An 18,651-nucleotide genomic window follows, 5' to 3' on the forward strand; every position below is an offset into this window, starting at 1 on the left:
CGACTACACGATATAAAAAATATAAAAGCAAAATCCCCGGCCGTAATGACCGGGGATTTTAATCTGTGGAGCTGCCGAGAATTGAACTCGGGTCCACCGCCAACTCGCCAGGGCTTCTCCGTGCGCAGTTCGCACGATCGCCTCTACTCGACCCTTCGGCTCAGGCAAACATGTCCGAATGACGGGCCCAGCCGCAAGTAAGAAGATCCCCGATGAGCCTTACGGCACACCCATCGGGCGAGCCCTTTTAAGTCGATGCCAGGGTCCGGACCAAAGGGCAAGCCCGGTCTGACAGACACGCTAGTCGCTTAATTAGGCAGCGAGAGCGTAGTCGCGCTGAGTGTTCTCGGCGCTTAATCAGTTGCTACGACGCTTAAACGGTGGTCTCTAGCCTGCACCGGCACGCTTCCCCTGGCTCACTGTACGGTGTCGAAACCATGTCAGCCCCATACAACGCCTTCGAGCGCGGGAATGTGCGTAGCACTCAAAGGATGTCCAAGAATAACGCTTTACGACGAGGAAAGTCAACAGACCTCGTCGTAAAGCCCACTACCCCTTGATGCCCTTCACACGGCGACCCAGCGCACGAGTAGCTTCGCGCTCCTCCGTGCGGCGCTTGATGTCCTGGCGCTTGTCATAGTCCTGCTTACCGCGGGCGAGTGCGAGCTCGACCTTCAAGCGACCGTTGGTGAAATACAGCTTCAGGGGTACAAGCGTGTTGTTACCATCGCGGACCTTGCCCCACAGGGTGTCAATCTCCTTGCGGTGCAACAACAGCTTGCGCGAACGACGCGGCGAGTGATTAGTCCACGAACCGTAGGAGTACTCCGGGATATGCAGCCCGCGCAGCCACACTTCTCCGTCATCGATGGTCGCGAAGGCGTCGTTAAGCGATGCTTTGCCCTCGCGCAGCGCCTTGACCTCAGTGCCCACGAGAACGACACCGCATTCGTAGGTGTCAAGAATGTTGTAGTCATGGCGGGCACGACGATTGGTGGCCACCACCGCGTTGTTGGCGCTGACCTTTTCTTTCTTCGACTTCTTCTTGCCCATAACCTACTTAACTCTAGTCGAAGAAGGTGCACTACAGCTATTTCCTAGCTATTCCCTTAACTTTCCCTTGTGCGCCTCCTTGCAGCCAACATATATATGCCTCTGGCCTTTTACGTTGTGACGCAACTTACTTTCCCCTAACCTTTTACCAACGTCTAACACAGAGGGATTTAAATATGGGACAGTCAAAAACGTTGGAACCGGACAAAGCGCCCCCGAAGCCAAAGGGGTTCCTAGCAACACTGGAACGCATTGGCAACGCACTGCCAAACCCGTTTTGGCTGTTTGTAATTCTTGCCGGTGTAGTCATCGTTTCTTCGTGGCTCGGTGAGGCTGCGGGTATGCAGGCCAAGGATCCCGCGTCGGGTGACATCATCGAGGTGGAAAGTCTCGCTACCGCTGAGTATCTGCAAAAGATGGTTTCTGAGGCGGTAACGAACTTCACGGACTTCGCACCAGTTGGCCTGATTCTGGTGTGCATGCTCGGTGTCGCCATTGCGGAGTACTCCGGTTACATCGGCTCGGCAATTCGCGCGGCAATTTCCAAGGTGCACTCCCCTGTCCTGCTGACATTCATCGTTGCACTGGCCGGCGTGACTGGTTCGATCGCTTCTGATGCCGTCTACGTGATTCTCATTCCGCTGGGCGCCGCCTCATTTGCCGCCGTTGGTCGTAACCCTATTGTCGGTGCGATGGTCGCCTTTGCCGCCTCGTCGGCCGGGTTCAATTCATCACTGGTGCTCAACATTACCGATGTGCTGCTGGCAGGCATCTCCACGCATGCTGCGCACTTCGTAGATCCGGAATACGTAGTTTCGCCGCTGGCCAACTACTTCTTCACCATGGCCTCGTCGATTGTGCTGGCTCTGATTATTACGGCTGTTACTGAGCTGTTCATCACCAAGCACGTGGAGAAGACCATCCACGACGATCATATTGACCACGAAGCTGCCGAGTTCACCAAGCCGGGCGCTTCGGAGGAGGCTGCTGAGGAAAACGCTAAGAAAAAGGAGCAAGACACCGCGTCGAGCAGCTCCAACAGCGGCCGCGATAAGCTCGTTCTAAATCCCTCCGAACGCCATGGCCTGCGCTACGGCAACATCGCCGCCGTCATCTTCCTGGCGCTGTGGTTCGCTGCCCTATTCATCCCGGGTTCGCCTCTGCGCGGCGAAGGCGACGGCATCTTGAATTCCGTGCTGCTTACCGACGTCGTGGTGTCCATTGCCCTCTTCTTCGCCGTGGTCGGTATTGCGTACGGCATTGGCGCCAAGACCATCACCTCCTCTGCAGATGTGCCCGCCTTCATGGAACGTGGCCTGGGCACACTGACCACAATGATGGTGCTCTTCTTCGCTGTTTCGCAGTTCACGGCCTACTTCAAGTGGTCCAATATCGGCCAGTGGACCGCCATCAAGGGCTCCGAATTCCTGACCAAGGCGGATCTGCCGCCGCTGTTGCTCTTTGCTGCCTTCGTCCTGATGGTGGCTGTTCTCAACATGCTGATTACCTCGGGCTCTGCACAGTGGGCACTGATGGCGCCGGTCGTGGTGCCGATGCTGATGTACGTCAACGTCTCCCCGGAGGTCTCTCAGCAGCTATTCCGTATTGGTGACTCCCCGACCAACATCATTACACCGATGTCGCCGTACTTTGCGCTGGCACTGACCTTCCTGCAGAAGTACTACAAGCCGGCGGGTGTCGGCACGCTGATGTCACTGGCCATCCCTTACTCGCTGTGCATGCTGGTGGGCTGGTTCCTATTCTTTGTTGTGTGGTATCTCGCGGGTATTCCGCTGGGGCCAGGGGTTCCGGTGCGTTAACTCACAACTTCTGGGCAACTGAGGGATTGGTCGAATTTTTCGGCCAATCCCTCAACTATTTGCGGTACTCGGGTTTAGTATTGCGTACGGTCGCCACCACAACGGGCGTCGTTAAGCGAAAACGTACACACTTTGAGCACACACTGAGACGCGGATATAACCTATGCCAACAAAGCACCTAAAATTTACGGGATCGACAGGCGAGACTCTGGCTGCATCGATTGATTTGCCCGACGGTAAGCCACGCGCGTGGGCACTATTTGGTCATTGCTTCACGTGTAATCGGATGGTGCCCGGCGCGTCACGCACCTGCAAGGCGCTGGCGAAGAAGGGCATTGCGGCATTCCGGTTCGACTTCACTGGCCTCGGGCAGTCCACTGGTGATTTCGGTGAGACGACGTTCCAGACCAACATCGATGACCTTAAGGCCGCCTACGAGTTCATGGAGGCAGAATTTGAGGCCCCCTCGCTACTGATTGGGCACTCGCTCGGTGGCGCAGCGGCGCTGAACGCCGGCCACGATATGCCGAAAATCAAGGCGGTAGCGACAATCGGTGCACCCTTCGATCCGGCACACTCGATTGTGCGCATCGCCGGTGACATTTCGACGGTCGATGAGCACGGCACGCAGGTTCTGCAGATTGAAGGTCGTGGCATTCCCATCTCCCGTGAGTTCTTGGAAGTGTTGGCGGACTACAACCCGGAGGTTTATCTCAGCCAGCTGCGCAAGCCACTGCTTATTCTGCACTCCCCGACCGACCAGACTGTTGGTATCGATAGCGCCCAGAAGATTTTCCAGGTCTCTCGCTATCCAAAATCCCTGATGAGCTTGGATCGCGCAGACCACTTGCTCACTCGCGCTAAGTCCGCCGCGCGCGCTGCTGACCTGATTTATGCGTGGGCGGATAGCTATCTTCCGGAGGCTGAATAGCCCTGTTATCATTAGGGGTTATGGACACAACTGAACACTCTGGCCACTCACACGGCCACGGTCATTCACACGGCCATGACCACGCTCATATTGACCCCGCGAATACTCCTGCCCGCCGCCTGCTCGCGGCTGCGGGTCTAACTCTTGTCGTATTTCTCGCCGAGCTCATCGGCGGCTTGGTCTCGGGTTCACTGGCGCTGCTGGCAGATGCCGGCCATATGGTGACGGACTCCGCAGGCCTGCTTATGGCAGTTGCCGGTTTGGCTATCGCCCAGCGCGGAGCCAATCACCGCGCGACGTACGGGTACCGTCGTGTTGAGGTTCTGACTGCTCTCGTCAACGGTCTGACAGTTTTCATCATTGCCGCTGTGATTCTCTGGGGCGCGATCCGGCGATTCGGGTCAGTGGAACAATCTGAAATTCAGACCATGTCGATGCTCATCATCGCGGTCATAGGCCTGCTGACCAACGTTATTGCGGCGTTTCTGCTCGCGGGCGCTGCCAAGGAAAGCGTCAACGTCCGCGGCGCATATCTCCATGTGCTTGTCGACGCCGCTGGTTCGGTCGCCGTCATTATCTCCGCTATCGCTATTGCATACACCGGTTGGACTGCCATCGACTCGGTGGTCTCTATCGTGATTGCGCTCTTCATCGTCCCGCGCGCTGCCGTTCTGGTGCGCGACTGTCTCCAAGTGTTGCTGGAGTACACCCCGAAGGGCGTCGACGCTGAGAGAATCACTGCTGACCTGTCTGACTTGGACGGAGTGGTCGATGTCCACGATCTCCACGTCTGGTCCCTCAACGGCAGCGACCTACTGGCATCTGTCCATCTCGTGCGCTGCGACACGCTCCCCAACGGCGACGAGCACGTATTACTCGACCGTGCGCAGGCACTGCTTCACGACGTCCACGGGATTGAACACGCCACGGTGCAGATTGAAAGAACCGGGCACGCTGACCACGAGTACCCGGCTCATACCTAGTTTGTTCGGCTAGTAGCTGAAGTAAGGTGCTAGCCCTCGAGCTGCTCGCCTAGCTCCAGCCACTCCATCTCCAGCTCTGCCTTCTGCTCAGCCACCTCCGCAGCACGGCGATCGAGGTCCGCCAGCTTTTGTGTGTCCAAGTTGGCTACATCAGCACTCGCTTCCGCCATCTGCGTATGCAGTTCACTTTCCTGCTGGCTGAGCTTCGCCATCTTCCGCTCCAGGGCACTCATCTTCTTTTGAACAGCATGAGCTTCCGCGGCTGAGAGCTTCGATGTCTCTTCGGCAGCATCATCTTCACGAGTTCGCGTGGCAGTGACGCGTGCACCCCTGTCAGCCAGCTGTGCGCGGCGCTGGAGGTATTGACCAATCCCACCTGGCAGGTTCGTCAGCTCACCATCGCCGAAAAGGGCCCAGGCCGAGTCCGCAATACGCTCAATCAGGTAGCGGTCGTGCGAGATGACCACCAACGTGCCCGGCCAATTGTCCAGCAGGTCTTCCAATTCCTGCAGTGTGTCAATGTCCAGGTCATTCGTCGGCTCGTCGAGCAGCAGGAAGTTCGGCTCGCTCATCAACACACGCGTGAGTTGCAAGCGACGGCGCTCACCACCGGAAAGGTCTGCGATTGGAGTGCGTTGCCGTTTCGGGGAAAATCCCAATCGCTCAGCCAGTTGCGAGGCGCTAATCTGCTTCTTGCCCAGGTCAATATAGGTCGCGACGTCCTCCACAGCGTCGAGCACACGCATTTCCAGCGGCAGATCATCGAGCTCCTGTCGCAGCCAGCCCAGGCGCACCGTCTTGCCCTCAATTCGCTTGCCATCGCTTAGGGGGTAGTCTCCCGCCAACGCACGCAACAAAGTCGTCTTACCCGAGCCGTTGACACCGACCAGGCCGATGCGCTCGCCGGGGGCCAGGCGCCACGTGACGTCGTTAAGCAATTCCCTACCGTCGGGCGTTTCCAGGGACGCATGCTCCAACTCCACGACCACCTTGCCCTGACGACGCTGCGAAAACGCCATCAGCTCCACGGAATCACGCGGTGCCGGGACATTGGCGATGAGCGCCTCAGCTGCTTCGATGCGGTAGCGAGGCTTCGAGGTGCGGGCCGGTGCACCCCGGCGCAACCACGCGAGTTCCTTACGTGCAAGGTTCTGGCGACGCTGCTCGGCGGCATCCGCCTGGCGCGCACGCTCGGCACGCGCGAACGTCCAGTCGTTGTAACCGCCATCGTAAAAATCGACGGTGCCATCGTGGACTTCCCACGTCTTCGTGGCAACGGTATCCAGGAACCAACGATCGTGCGTGACGACGACCAGGGCTGCCCGGCGCGAAAGAACATGATCGGCCAACCACTGCACACCCTCAATATCGAGGTGGTTCGTTGGCTCATCGAGAATGAGCAGATCCAGATCTCGGACCAGCGCGGCCGCCAGGTTAACGCGACGGCGCTCACCACCGGAGAGATTGGCGACCTTGGTATCCATACCGAGGTCATTGATACCGATGCCATCGAGGACCTCGCGGATGGAAGCGTTACCCGCCCACTCGTGTTCAGCGAGTCCCAGCGGTGCAATGACGCACTCAAACACGGTGGAATTCGGGTCGAGCTCGGCGCCCTGGGTGACATGCGCCATGGCCATGTCGTTGGCTCGCGAAATACGTCCGGAGTCCGCTGGCTCCACGCCTGCCAGAATCTTCAGCAGTGTGGACTTGCCGCCACCGTTCAAACCGACAACACCGATGCGGTCGCCCTCTTGAACACCGAGGCTGACGCCGTCGAGCAGAGTCTTGAGCCCGAAGGACTTAGAAATATTCTCGCAATTAATCAGATTCGCCATGATGAGTATTTATTGTGCCCCATTCGACGTTGCCAAGCACACGCCGGACATACCAGGCCACCGGCAGCTCATCGAACTGCTCTCGGGTTACCCATTTAAACTCCGGATGCTCGCCGCTGAGCTGGACATTCTGCGTGTCGTCGGCCTCGCGTACTAGAAAGGTCACCGTGTGGAAGCGGAAATTCTCCCCGCCCAAGTCCGGATTGGAATAGTGGGCAAATTCACTGACCTCCGCTGCGCGCAGGCCGGCCTCTTCACGCAGTTCGCGCACAGCGGCCTCCGCGGGCTCCTCCCCCGCGTCGAGCTTGCCACCGGGCAAATCCCACTGGCCCCCGAGGAAGCCCTCGTATTCACGCAGCAGAAGCAGCAAGCGGTCACCTCGGAAAACTATGCAGTTGCACACCCAGCCGTCGTCGTCAGGCCAGAACTTAGTCCAAGCCAGGTCGCGCGGTTCGCGCCGGCCGATTTCGGCCCTGCTGGGGTTGCCGTCACGGTGCATGGGGGAAAGATCGCCTGTCCTTTGTTAAAAGCGCTGGTCTCGTGAGACCTCAGCGAGGCGAACGAAATCGGCAATTTCGAGCTTCTCTCCTCGCTGCTTGGGGTCAATCCCCGCTGCTATAAGCGCCTCTTCGGCTGCGGCGCCAGATCCGTAAATCCCCGATAGGGCCGCACGGAGGGTCTTGCGGCGTTGCGCAAAAGCAGCGTCGATAAGCGGGAAGAGTCGTGCGCGGAACTGCGGCGAGATTTCCCACGGGGCCTCGGGGGCATCGGCGGTCTTGGGGTTCTCTGGAGCGTCGGAGCGAGCGTAGCAGTCAATGCGTACGAGCCCGGAATCAACCTTGGGGACCGGCCAGAAGACGTGCGGACCAATGGCACCGGCGCGACGCACTGTGCCGTAGTAGGCGGCCTTGACACTGGGGACACCGTAGATCTTGGAGCCCGGCTGAGCCGCCAGCCGGTCAGCGACCTCAGACTGCACCATCACGAGCACGCGACGGATGGTGGGCAGCTCGGCAAGCATGTGCAGGAGCACCGGTACAGAAACGTTGTATGGCAGATTGGCCACCAGCGCATCTGGGGCAGTCTGAAAGTCCTCGCGGCTGACCTTCAGCGCGTCTTTCTCAATGAGCTCAAGTGCGCAGCCCTCGGCGCGCTCAGTGACTGTCTGGGGCAGACGCGCCGCCAGCCGCGAATCGATTTCAACAGCCGCCGCGCGGCCGCAGTGTTCGAGCAGCCCGAGGGTCAGCGAGCCCAAGCCGGGGCCAACCTCAACAGGGTAGGAATCCTCCGGCAAGTCCGCCGCAGCGACAATTCGACGCACGGTGTTGGCGTCGTGGACGAAGTTCTGCCCCAATTTCTTCGTCGGGACAATATCCAACTGCGCCGCCAAGTCGCGTACTTCGACCGGCCCCAAGAAAGAAACTTCTGCTTTAGTCACAGTTAGATACTACGGGGTCAACACAAAAAATAGGCTTAGCTCGTTATGGCTAGACGGAACTAGCTTTAACGAAGCCCCATGGAAGCGGTACAAGCGGGCCATGCGCCCCAACCCTGACCAGCCTGGACACGCTCAGCGACAGCAATCTGCTGCTCGCGGGAAGCCTGCGATGCACGCGGTGCATACTCAGTACCGCCGTAAGCTGCCCAAGTGGAATCGGTGAACTGTAGACCACCGGAGAAACCGTTACCGGTATCGATAGCCCAGTCGCCGCCGGACTCACACTGAGCCAGCTGATCCCACACGCCGTAGCCGGCAGCCGGAGCTGCAATGCGGGACTTAGTGCCCTGGCGAATAGTGGAGATACCCGGAGCCTTTAGCTCCTTTTCTTCCAGGACCTCGCGTCCGAGCTCTTCACCATCGCGAGAGGTGACCTTGACCTGACGCTCTACCTGGCCCGGTTCACCTTCCTGCTCAACGATGCGCTCATCTTCGAACATCGAATCATCTTCAATGATGTTCTCGTGAGCTGGAATCTCCTCAGTCTCGGTGATGGTCTTATCAATCAGACGAGACAGAGCGATGCGCATCCCCTCGGTGACCGGAGCATCCAGACCCGGCTCGACGGTGTCATCTTCACGCAGTTCAATGCCACGCTGAGCCAGCACATCTCCGACGGTCATAGCCGGGACGGTCAGGTCGATGTCCTTGGCATCGTCGTGAAGCACAATATTCTTGGCACGAACGACGTCGAGTTCGACTCCCTTAGCGGAAATCTCGCCCTTTTCGACCTCGACCTTGTCCTTATCGGAGATGAGCCCCTGCTTCTTCAGACCTTCAATCAGCTCATCGGTAGTGATGGCATTGGTCTTGTGCTCCTGCGGCTTGCCATCGACAATCATCGTGACTGGCTTGGCAGAGCGGTAGACCAGCTTGCCGCCGTCCGTGAGATCGCCCTGACGCTGAACCAGGTCGCCACCGGTGGTTTCGACACCAGCCTTCTGCAGAATGGCCTTGTCATCCTTGGACCAGGTTGCGATTTGCTCAACCTTACCGTCGATTTCGACGGTGATGGTGTCATAGTTGGATGCTGCGACAGTACCACCCAGAGCAACAGCAGCGACCAGACCGCCTGCGGCAATCTTGGACGAAGTGGAGACTCCGTCATTAGCACGATTGAGATGACGCTTCTTCGCAGCACTCACGGGGTTCGTCACAGCCTTTCGGAGGATGGGGCAGCTAGCAAATGAAAGAAATACAGTTTGTAACAGTACGGTAAAGATTCAGTGTTGTCTAAAATATATCGATAAAAGTGACGGGAAATACAACAAACCGCCCCGGCTGCATTTCCACAGCTCAGGGGCGGCAATACGCCAGCACGTGCTTAAATGCCGTACACCCGACGTGCATTATCCGTCAAAATCTGTGCCATCTCCTCCGCCCCGATTTCTCGGGCCGCGGCCATCGCACGCGCCTGATGACCGATAAAAGTGGACTCGTTGCGCGCACCTCGGAAAGGCTCCGCGGTCATGTACGGGGCATCGGTTTCCACCAGCAGCTGCTCCGCCGGCGCCTCAGCCACAGCCTGCCGCAGGTAATCATTGCGTTTGAAGGTCACGTTGCCGGTAAAACTCAGCAGGTAACCGCGTGCAATGGCTTCGCGGGCAACCTCGATGGGCGAAGAGAAACAGTGCAAAATGACCGTATTGTCGTAGCCGTCCAACGCCGCCATCAGGTCTTCATCGGCGTCGCGGTTATGAATCATCAACGGCTTGCCGACGGTTGCTGCGAGCTCCATATGCCACTGCAACGCAGCCAGCTGTTCGCTCTTCGACGCGCAGCCGTCGAGGGAATCCAGCCAGTACCAATCCAATCCCGTCTCCCCCACGGCCACAACCCTGGGGTCGGCAGCCATTTCGGTTAAGCGGGCCTTGGCGTCGTCGTCAAGCTCGTGCGCGCGCGTCGGATGGATGGCGGCGGCGGCCCAGACGTTGGGGTGCGCGTGCGCAGCGGCAAAGGCCAGTTCGGTTTCCGGCATGCCATCGCCGACCGTGCAGACTCCGACGACGCCCGCTGCGGCGGCCCGGTCCATGAGAGCCGCAATCTCTTCCGGAGTTTGCGCCCCACAGGACGCGAGATGCGTGTGGGCGTCAAACAGCGGAGTGAGATACTCCGCGGGTTCTGCAATCTTGCGTTTGCGCTTTCCCATACCTCTACTGAGCCCCTACTTCACCTGTGCCCACTCGGGGCCGTGCTCAGCCAACTCAGAGTCGAGCTTGGTGAAAATCGGCTTCGGCTTGGACAGCGCAGTACCCGGCTCAATGTCGAAGCGACGCCAGGCGGCCTTCTGATTGACGTAGTCACCAGTGATGATTGGGTAGCTCCTACCCTCTGCCGGCAGGTCAGCGCCGACCGGTTCGACCGGCATGTCGTCCTGGACTTCCTGGACTTCCGGCATTGCGGCCCAGATCCCCTCGCCGCCCAGGGTCTCGAAGACCTTCTGCGAGCTTTCCGGCAGGTACGGGGTCAGCAGCACATTGGCGTCGCTGACTACCTGCAGTGCTGTCCACAGCACTGTGGCGAGACGCTCGCGCTGGGATTCGTCCTTCGCCAGCTTCCACGGCTCCTGCGCAGCAATGTAGGCGTTCGCCTCTCCGACCAAGTGCATGGCGGCGGTGATACCGGCGCGGAAACGGGACAGCGCAAGCGCGTCGCCGACCTCGGCGAAGGAACGCTCAGCCAGGTCGAGCAGTTCACGGTCAGCGTCAGTGAGTTCGCCCGGAGTTGGCACCTCACCGAAGTTCTTGAAAGCCATGGACACGGTGCGGTTGACCAGGTTGCCCCAGGAGTTGGCCAGCTCGTTATTCACGCGGCGGACGAACTCATCCCAGGTGAAGTCGGTGTCCTGGTTCTCCGGGCCTGCCATCGCGATGAAGTAGCGCAGCGGATCCGGACCAAACTCCGCCAGGAAGTCCTTCACATAGATGACAACGCCCTTGGAAGAGGAGAACTTCGAGCCCGACATGGTCAGGTACTCCGAGGAGACGACCTCCGTCGGCAGGTTCAACTCACCGAGCTCCCCGACCTCGCCCCCGCGGGAGCCCTCGCCACGGTAGCCCAGCAGCTCAGCCGGCCAAATCTGGGAGTGGAAGGTGATGTTGTCCTTGCCCATGAAATAGTAGGACAGCGCCTCCGGGTCATTCCACCACTTGCGCCACGCTTCCGGGGCACCAATGCGCCATGCCCACTCGATGGAAGCGGATAGGTACCCGACGACGGCGTCGAACCAAACGTAGAGTTTCTTCGTCCCGTTTTCCGACCAGCCCTCCAGCGGAATCGGCACACCCCAGTCAATATCACGGCTCATTGCACGCGGACGGATGTCCTTCAGGATGTTCAGGGAGAACTTCAGCACGTTCGGGCGCCAGTCCTTGCGCTCCTGCAGCCACTCGGTCAAGGCCTCTGCCAGAGCCGGCAGGTCTAGCAGGAAGTGCTCAGTTTCAACGAACTTCGGGGTCTCGCCGTTGATTTTCGACACCGGATCAATCAGATCGGCCGGGTCAAGCTGGTTACCGCAGTTGTCACACTGGTCGCCGCGGGCACCGGAAGCGCCACAAATTGGGCAGGTACCTTCGATGTAACGGTCCGGCAGCGTGCGACCGGTCGACGGGGAAATCGCACCCATCGTGGTCTGCTTGACCATATAGCCGTTTTCGTAGAGTCCCCGGAAGAGCTCCTGGACAACGGCGTAGTGATTGCGCGTGGTGGTGCGCGTAAACAGGTCGTAGGAAAGCCCCAGACCCGCGAGGTCCTGCACAATCTGGCGGTTGTAACGGTCGGCCAATTCCTGGACAGAAACGCCTTCCTTCTCCGCCTGCACAAGCAGTGGCGTGCCATGCTCATCAGTACCGGAGACCATCAGCACGTCATTGCCAATCATTCGCTGGTAGCGAGCGAAAACGTCCGAGGGGACACCGAAACCTGCAACATGGCCGATATGTCGCGGACCGTTAGCGTACGGCCACGCAACTGCTGTGAAAATGCGAGACATATCTAACAGGGTAATAGATGACCTACCATCACGATGAACTGTGCCCTCATGAAGTCTTCATGAACTTGTCCCCTAGCGTCATCGCGCGCTCGCGCAGTCACTACGCTTATGTCCTATGTCCACTCGGTCCACCTCCTCCGACTCGGCCGCTGACTTCACTTCGCGCGCGACCACTGCGCTAGCTCGTCTTATCGCCGCCGGTCATCGCCCCGCCGCACTCGTCGGCTCCTGGTTCGGTTATCGCGCGGTTCTCGCCGCTAACGTCGAGCTCACCGCCTGCAATTCGACAGCGCTTTTCACCAGCCCCGACCCCAATGCGTGGCTATTTGGGTTCCGCCCCTACTCCGGCACCAGCGCGCATGGGATCGCTGCCTGCGTCGCACTGCTTGCCGACGACGGCACGTGGCATTTCGACGGCCCCGGCACCGGTGACCCCTTAAATCCGGATTTCCAAGCCCTTCAGGAGGCCATCACTTACTCGCACGAACACACGCGTGACGACGCGCTCCCCGCGGTCACACCACTGGAGTGGGATCAGGGCGACCGAGAACGCCACCAGCTTGCAGTGGAGAACTGTAAGGAAGCAATTGCCGCGGGCGAGGTGTACCAAACCTGCATCTCTACACGCTTTCACGCGGAGCTGAATGCGGGATCGGGCACGAACGTCGATGTGGACAACGCTGCACTAGCCCACGCCGGCGCGTGGTTTTCCTCCCGCGTGGCGCGGTATCAGCCGGCTCGAGCGGCATTCTTGCCCGGCAACCTCGATGCTGGAATTCCAATTCTGGCCTCGCTGAGTCCTGAGGAGTTCCTCATCCGCGCTGGCACAAGCGTGACTGAAACTCCTATCAAAGGCACGATTCCCGCTGACCGGCCCCCGCATGAGCTGTTGCGCAGCGATAAGGATGTCGCCGAGAACATCATGATTGTCGACCTGGTGCGCCACGACCTCGGCCAGGTGGCCAAAACTGGCACTGTGAAGGTCACGGATCTGCTCAGTGTGCGTCCGGCACCGGGCGTGTGGCACCTGTTTTCCACAGTTTCCGCGGAACTTCCCGATCAGCTCAGCCACGCTGAGCTGATCGATGCCTGCTTCCCACCGGCCTCAGTCACCGGTACACCGAAGCTGCGAGCAATTGAGCTTCTGCGCGAGTGGGAACCCGAGCCCCGTGGCGCTCACTGTGGCGCGATTGGTGCAGCTCACGGGGATGCACTTGAGCTCAATGTCGCCATTCGTACCGCTGAGTATGCAAAAGACCCGAACTCGGGGAGAGTTCGGGTCGAAGCTGGCATCGGCGGTGGCATCACCATCGGGTCTACGCCCGAGGGCGAATGGGCCGAGATTGAGGCCAAGGCCGCACCGCTGTTGTTAGAGAGCTAGTTGCGTAGTTTACGAGCACGACGGCGCTCGCGCTGTTCGGCCGCTTCCGCCAAGCGGCGCTCGCGAGCCATGCGCAGGGCAAACTGACGCTGTTCCTTGTCATCGAGGTACATCGGATCGTCGGAAAGCCCCTTAACCAGCGCCACCATCAGCGCCAAGATAACAATGACGAACGGGCTTGCCGCCAAAATGGTGATGTTCTGCAGGTTGGACAGGGCATCGCTGCCGCCGGTGACCAATAGGACAATCGCAATCAGAGCGGTGAAAATACCCCACATAGCAGTGACCGTGCGCGATGCTGTGAGTCGACCGAACTGGCTCATGGTGCCCATCACCGTGGAGGCGGAGTCCGCCGAGGTAATGAAGAAGGTAGCCAGCAGAACCATTGCGATGACGGAAGTAATCGCGCCACCCGGCAGGGATTCCAGCAGGTTGAACAGCTGGCTCTCAGCCGAGCCGTCGCCATAGATGGAAGCACCCTGCTGCTCACGAGTAATGGCGGTGCCGCCAAAGATGGAGAACCATACGGCAGAGACAATCGACGGAACTGCGACGACGGTGAAGACGAACTCACGGATAGTACGGCCGCGAGAAATGCGCGCGATGAACATACCGACAAACGGCGACCAGGAGATCCACCAGGCCCAGTAGAAGATTGTCCACGACGAGAGCCATTCGCCGGCGGTACCGTCAGCGGAAGCGCTGGAGCGGGCAGCCATCTCAAAGAAGGAATTCAGGTAGCTACCAATAGAAGTCGGAATCAGGTTCAGAATCACCACGGTAGGGCCGAGGACCAACACCAGCAGAGCCAGCAGGCCAGCGGCAACCATGTTGAAGTTCGAAATGTACTGAATGCCCTTGCCCACACCCGACAGCGCAGAAGCCAAAAAGGCACAACCCAGAATGAGGATAAGACCAATCCACAAACTTGTGCCCTTGATGGCAGTGAAACCGTTGATCTCCAAACCAGCGGAAATCTGCAGCACACCAACACCGAGAGAGGCTGCCGTACCGAAGACGGTGGCAAAAATCGCAAGTGCGTCGATAAGCTTGCCCAACCATCCCTCAGCGCGACGTGCACCGATGAGCGGAATGAACGCCGCGGAGATTAGCTGCTTACGACCAAGACGGTAGGTCGAGTAAGCAATGGCGAGGCCGACGATGGCGTAGAGCGACCACGGGTGCAGAGTCCAGTGGAACATCGTCGATGCCATGGCGGTACCGACTTCCTTTGGCTGGTGACCCGGTACACCTTCGCGGTAGAAGGTCAGTGGCTCAGCAACGCCGTAGAACATCAGACCGATGCCCATACCGGCGGCGAACATCATGGCAATCCAGCTAGGTGTGGAAAACTCTGGTTTCTCGGCGTCCTTGCCCAGGCGGATGTGACCGAACTTGGAAATTGCGATGGACACAATAAAGAAGACAAAGACGGTGCTGGCCAAGATAAACAGCCAGCCGGTGTTCTCCACAACCCAGTTCAGAGAACTAGATGCAAACGTGGAGAAACTGTCCGGCCACACCAGGCCCCAGACGATAATTGCCAGAATTGCGACAATGGCGGGGACGGTAACCCCGAGGTTCACGGGAGCGTGAGAATCGTCGGCCCTGACTTCGCCAACGACCGACTCCCCTACTTCTTGTTGTATTTCATGTTCTGGTGGATTCGTCATTCCTCCACCATGTTCATCATTGACCTGGGATTTCAACTTAGAATGCGGGTTTTCTCAGGTTTTCTTCATTTTTTCCCAGAGTGCAAAAACTGCCACTAATGGCGTTTACCCTGTTCACTGCCGTGTGCTGGGAGATTTTCTGGCACAAAGTAACAATCGCCTAACGATTTTCCTCGCGAGCAGCCAAAACCGCCTGATAGAGATCACGGTGCTTTGTCATTCCAGCCTCTGCCGCAACCTGCTTCGCGGCATCCTTCAACCGCATGCCATCAGCCACGAGCTCCTCCACGCGGTCAACTAGGTCCTCCGTGGATACCACCGTCGCCTGCTGCCCCGCGCCCTCAATCACCACCGTAATTTCGCCGCGGACACCTTCCTCCGCCCACGCAGCCAGCTCTCCCAGCGTCGCACGGCGAGTTTCTTCAAAGCGCTTGGTCAATTCACGGCTTACCGACGCGCGCCGCTCCTCACCTAAAATCTCCGCGGCATCCGCCAACGTGACAGCCAATCGATGCGGCGACTCAAAGAAACAACAGGCTCGCTTCTCTGTCTTCAGTGATTCCAACCAGGCCCGGCGCGCCCCCTGTTTACGAGGTGCAAAGCCATCGAAACAGAAGTGGCCGACCCCCAAGCCACTGAGGGCCAATGCGGTTGTCACCGCGCTCGGTCCCGGTACGCAGGACACCGGCACGCCCGCGTCGTGAGCAGCCGCCACCACAGCCAGGCCAGGGTCTGACACCACCGGCATCCCCGCATCGGTCACCACAATGACTTTCTGTCCCGCCTTCGCCGCCTGAATCAGCGACTCAGTGCGGCTCTCTTCGTTGTGATCGAAGTTCGAAATAAACTTCCCCTTGGGGGAAATGCCCAGCGCTGTGGCCAGGTTGCGCGCCCGCCTGGTGTCTTCCGCGGCGATGATATCGGCGTCGATAAGCGCACCGCGCAAGCGGTCGGAGGCATCGGCGATATTGCCCAGCGGCGTTGCCACCAGAGTGATGCCGGGAGCCAGCGTCGTAGCCTCGCTGAGGGGCTCGTTCTCGTGCGGTTGGAAGTTCGATGCCGAATGCGTCATGATTCCATAGCTTAAACTGACATTCGTGACCGATGCCGCTTTAACCCCACCACCGGAAACCGAGCGCCGCGCGAAAAAGCGTTTCCTGCGCCCGATTCCCCCGGTTCCCCCGCTGCCGCCACTGCGGCGGTGGGATAAATCGGATACCGCCACTTTTGTGGTTCTCGGAATCGTCGCAGTGCTAACGCGTTTCATCGGGCTTGCTGCCAAGACTGACAACGGCACCCCGCTCTTCGACGAGAAGCACTATGTGCCGCAGGCATGGCAGATTCTGGAGTCCACGCGCGACCCCATCTCATCTGGCATTGAGGACAATCCCGGCTACGGTCTGATTGTGCATCCGCCAGTGGCCAAGCAGGTCATCGCCTTGGGCGAGTGGATCTTCGGTTATTCACCAATGGGCTGGCGATTTATGTCGGCGGTGTGTGGCACGCTGGTCATCCTGCTGCTCATGGACATCGTCCGACGCATCTCTCGCGGCTCGCGGTTGGCGGTGGGTATTGCTGGTCTCTACGCGCTTGCCGACGGAGTGCTGTTTGTCTCCTCTCGGGTCGGCATGCTGGACATGATTCAGACATTCTTCATCATCGCGGCCGCGTGGGCACTTCTCATTGACCAGGCCGATGCCCGCAAGCGCCTGGAATCCGCCACGGAGCTAGGTAGTTTCGGCCCCTATCTCAGTTATCGCTGGTGGCGACTGCTCGCCGGCATCATGCTGGGGCTTGCCACCGGGGTGAAGTGGTCCGGTCTGTACTACATGGCCGCATTCGGCCTGTGGTCCGTCTTCACGGATCTGGTGTCACGCAAGAATGCCGGTGCGGACAAGCCCGTGCTCGGCGCGCTCGCCCGCGATACCGCCCCGGCGTTGCGTGATCTGGTGGTGGTTCCGCTGGGCGTTTACTTCTTAAGTTGGCGTTCCTGGTTCGCCGAAGAAACGTCGGTCTATCGCCATGTCTCGCCCGAAGAGCGCGATACGGGACTCCCCGGCACCGAATGGCTTCCCGAGGCCGTGCAGAACTACCTGCACTACCAAAACAGCGTGCTGAAGTTCCACGCCGAGCTGACCACCTCTAATGGCCACAAACACCCTTGGGAGTCCAAGCCCTGGGAGTGGCTGGTCAGCTGGCGGCCAATGCTCTACTACTCCACCGAAACCAACTGCAGTGGTGGCCAGGAGTGCAAGGGCTGGATGATGCTCTTTGGCACCCCGCCCATCTGGTGGTTGCTGGTCCCCGTGGTCCTGTGGGCCACATGGCGCTGGCTCGGCCGCCGCGACGGCCGCTACGCGCTGCCAGTCATCGGGTTCCTCGCCTCGTGGCTGCCGTGGGTCATCGGCTACGACCGTCAGATGTACTTCTTCTACGCCACCGCGCTGATTCCATTTGTACTCATCGCCTTTGCTCTGCTTGCCGACGATCTCTCACACTGGCGGCCCCGCGATAAGCCGGTGGGGTTGGTAATCGTTGGCACGCACGCCGCACTAGTGGTGGCCGCGTTTGTGTTCTGGCTGCCGATTTTGACCGGCTACCCGCTGCCTCTCAACCACTTTGAATGGCGGTTCTGGTTGCCGTCCTGGAGCTAGTCCCGCTGTGGCGGCACGCCTGTGACCGGCAACCCGGAGGCAGCCCGCCATGCCTGTGCGATTGCCGTCGGCGTATAACCGCCCAGCCACACAACGGCCAGCGTCAAAGCGGAGACAAACATCAAGGCCAGGCCAGCGATCTCTGATGCTCCCTGAGCACCGATGAGAATGTCACGAATACCAAAACCGATGCTGAACGTGGCGACGGCACCGTAGACCGGCGCCATGCCCATGGCAGCGCGTGGCCGCCAGGCAGCCCAGAACAATCCCACTGCCAACGCAAGCCGAATTGCCGCGAGTTGGATGGCAAGGCGTGCTCCGAGCTCCATTGGGTCAACAGTGGCAGTGGAACCGTCGATAGGCGCTTCCGTGCTTGTCGCGTTTCCTGCACCGCCCTGCGGCTGCGTCGAGGAAAGTCCGAGCGTCATCATGCCGGAGGCGTCGACCAGCGTCGCAATCCCCCAGACCGCCCAGCAAAGGCCCAGTGCAATGAGCACCCCGCGGGCGGTGCCGGCCATGAGCAGCCATGCGCGCTCACGCCGGCGGCGCTCCGGTTCGATGGAGACCAAAATGCGCTCCGAGAGATCATCCGTGGAAATCTCCGGCATACCATCGGCAGACCCAACCGTAAGGGCGCGGTTCAGCCGCACCGCTCGCTCGTACCAAGCTCGGCACTCCTCGCAGGCCCCAAGATGGGCATCGATGACTTCATCGGCAATGCTTGCCTGCTCGCCATCGAGACGAGCTGACAATGCTGCGCGAATTTCCTCGCACTCCACGGGGGATCTCCACCGCCTTTAACTCTTAAGGGGGTTGTACCTAATGAGGT

General features: G+C 59.5%; 15 protein-coding genes and 1 other RNA gene. 5 read left to right on the plus strand and 11 right to left on the minus strand.

The annotated features are described in order from the left end of the window. Positions 1-63: 63 nt before the first annotated feature. Together ssrA and smpB are read right to left on the minus strand one after the other, a co-directional pair. Positions 64-448: a transfer-messenger RNA gene (gene ssrA / locus QKE19_RS08820) on the minus strand. 101 nt (positions 449-549) lie between these two features. Next, the gene (gene smpB / locus QKE19_RS08825; RefSeq protein WP_005511394.1) at positions 550-1,053 is read right to left on the minus strand and encodes an SsrA-binding protein SmpB; all 504 of its coding nucleotides are present in this window, start codon (positions 1,051-1,053) and stop codon (positions 550-552) included. A gap of 176 nt (positions 1,054-1,229) precedes the next feature. Here smpB and QKE19_RS08830 point away from each other — a divergent pair, with 176 nt between their 5' ends. From QKE19_RS08830 to QKE19_RS08840, 3 genes are all read left to right on the plus strand, one after another. Continuing rightward, entirely contained in the window at positions 1,230-2,873 is a 1,644-nt protein-coding gene (locus QKE19_RS08830) for an AbgT family transporter (protein WP_016423248.1), read from the plus strand. A 163-nt stretch (positions 2,874-3,036) separates the two neighbouring features. After that, positions 3,037-3,804 (plus strand): alpha/beta fold hydrolase, encoded by a 768-nt coding sequence (locus QKE19_RS08835; RefSeq protein WP_016423249.1) that lies wholly within the window; start codon positions 3,037-3,039, stop codon positions 3,802-3,804. Positions 3,805-3,824: 20 nt separating this feature from the next. Continuing rightward, the gene (locus tag QKE19_RS08840) at positions 3,825-4,787 is read left to right on the plus strand and encodes a cation diffusion facilitator family transporter (RefSeq protein WP_347890831.1); all 963 of its coding nucleotides are present in this window, start codon (positions 3,825-3,827) and stop codon (positions 4,785-4,787) included. Positions 4,788-4,816: 29 nt separating this feature from the next. Here QKE19_RS08840 and QKE19_RS08845 read toward each other — a convergent pair whose 3' ends face one another. The 6 genes from QKE19_RS08845 to metG all read right to left on the minus strand — a co-directional run bounded on the left by QKE19_RS08845 (position 4,817) and on the right by metG (position 12,114). After that, positions 4,817-6,625 carry an ABC-F family ATP-binding cassette domain-containing protein gene (locus QKE19_RS08845; protein ID WP_070858318.1) on the minus strand — a complete coding sequence of 603 codons (1,809 nt, stop codon included), beginning with the start codon at positions 6,623-6,625 and terminating at the stop codon, positions 4,817-4,819. Next, a complete protein-coding gene (locus QKE19_RS08850) occupies positions 6,609-7,124 on the minus strand; it encodes an NUDIX hydrolase (protein ID WP_049189699.1) in 516 nt (171 codons plus the stop codon). The genes QKE19_RS08845 and QKE19_RS08850 overlap by 17 nt, the downstream gene beginning before the upstream one ends. 24 nt (positions 7,125-7,148) lie before the next feature. Continuing rightward, positions 7,149-8,063, minus strand: a complete 915-nt coding sequence (gene rsmA / locus QKE19_RS08855; RefSeq protein WP_347890832.1) for a 16S rRNA (adenine(1518)-N(6)/adenine(1519)-N(6))-dimethyltransferase RsmA — start codon at positions 8,061-8,063, stop codon at positions 7,149-7,151. 65 nt (positions 8,064-8,128) lie between these two features. After that, positions 8,129-9,280, minus strand: coding sequence for a resuscitation-promoting factor (locus QKE19_RS08860; RefSeq protein ID WP_272715417.1), 1,152 nt, complete (start codon positions 9,278-9,280; stop codon positions 8,129-8,131). Between the two features lie 167 nt (positions 9,281-9,447). Further along, positions 9,448-10,272, minus strand: a complete 825-nt coding sequence (locus QKE19_RS08865) for a TatD family hydrolase (RefSeq protein ID WP_049171274.1) — start codon at positions 10,270-10,272, stop codon at positions 9,448-9,450. 15 nt (positions 10,273-10,287) lie between these two features. After that, positions 10,288-12,114, minus strand: a complete 1,827-nt coding sequence (metG, locus tag QKE19_RS08870) for a methionine--tRNA ligase (protein WP_347890833.1) — start codon at positions 12,112-12,114, stop codon at positions 10,288-10,290. Between the two features lie 115 nt (positions 12,115-12,229). Here metG and QKE19_RS08875 point away from each other — a divergent pair, with 115 nt between their 5' ends. Then, positions 12,230-13,495, plus strand: a complete 1,266-nt coding sequence (locus QKE19_RS08875) for an aminodeoxychorismate synthase component I (RefSeq protein WP_347890834.1) — start codon at positions 12,230-12,232, stop codon at positions 13,493-13,495. Here QKE19_RS08875 and QKE19_RS08880 read toward each other — a convergent pair. Continuing rightward, positions 13,492-15,168 carry a BCCT family transporter gene (locus QKE19_RS08880; protein ID WP_284797609.1) on the minus strand — a complete coding sequence of 559 codons (1,677 nt, stop codon included), beginning with the start codon at positions 15,166-15,168 and terminating at the stop codon, positions 13,492-13,494. The genes QKE19_RS08875 and QKE19_RS08880 overlap by 4 nt on opposite strands. 160 nt (positions 15,169-15,328) lie before the next feature. Beyond that, complete coding sequence (gene rsmI, locus QKE19_RS08885) at positions 15,329-16,240, minus strand: 16S rRNA (cytidine(1402)-2'-O)-methyltransferase (protein ID WP_347890836.1); 912 nt, start codon at positions 16,238-16,240, stop codon at positions 15,329-15,331. Between the two features lie 25 nt (positions 16,241-16,265). Between rsmI and QKE19_RS08890 the strand changes: the two genes are divergently transcribed. Further along, positions 16,266-17,822: a phospholipid carrier-dependent glycosyltransferase gene (locus tag QKE19_RS08890; protein ID WP_347890838.1), complete on the plus strand. Its 1,557-nt coding sequence runs from the start codon at positions 16,266-16,268 to the stop codon at positions 17,820-17,822. Here the strand turns inward: QKE19_RS08890 and QKE19_RS08895 are convergent. Then, a complete protein-coding gene (locus QKE19_RS08895) occupies positions 17,819-18,601 on the minus strand; it encodes a zf-HC2 domain-containing protein (RefSeq protein WP_347890839.1) in 783 nt (260 codons plus the stop codon). The two genes, QKE19_RS08890 and QKE19_RS08895, sit on opposite strands and share 4 nt — an antisense overlap. Positions 18,602-18,651 lie beyond the last annotated feature (50 nt).

Origin of the sequence: Corynebacterium sp. c8Ua_99, assembly GCF_039907185.1 — a bacterium.
In the GTDB taxonomy this organism is placed as follows: Bacteria; Actinomycetota; Actinomycetes; order Mycobacteriales; family Mycobacteriaceae; genus Corynebacterium; species Corynebacterium jeikeium_D.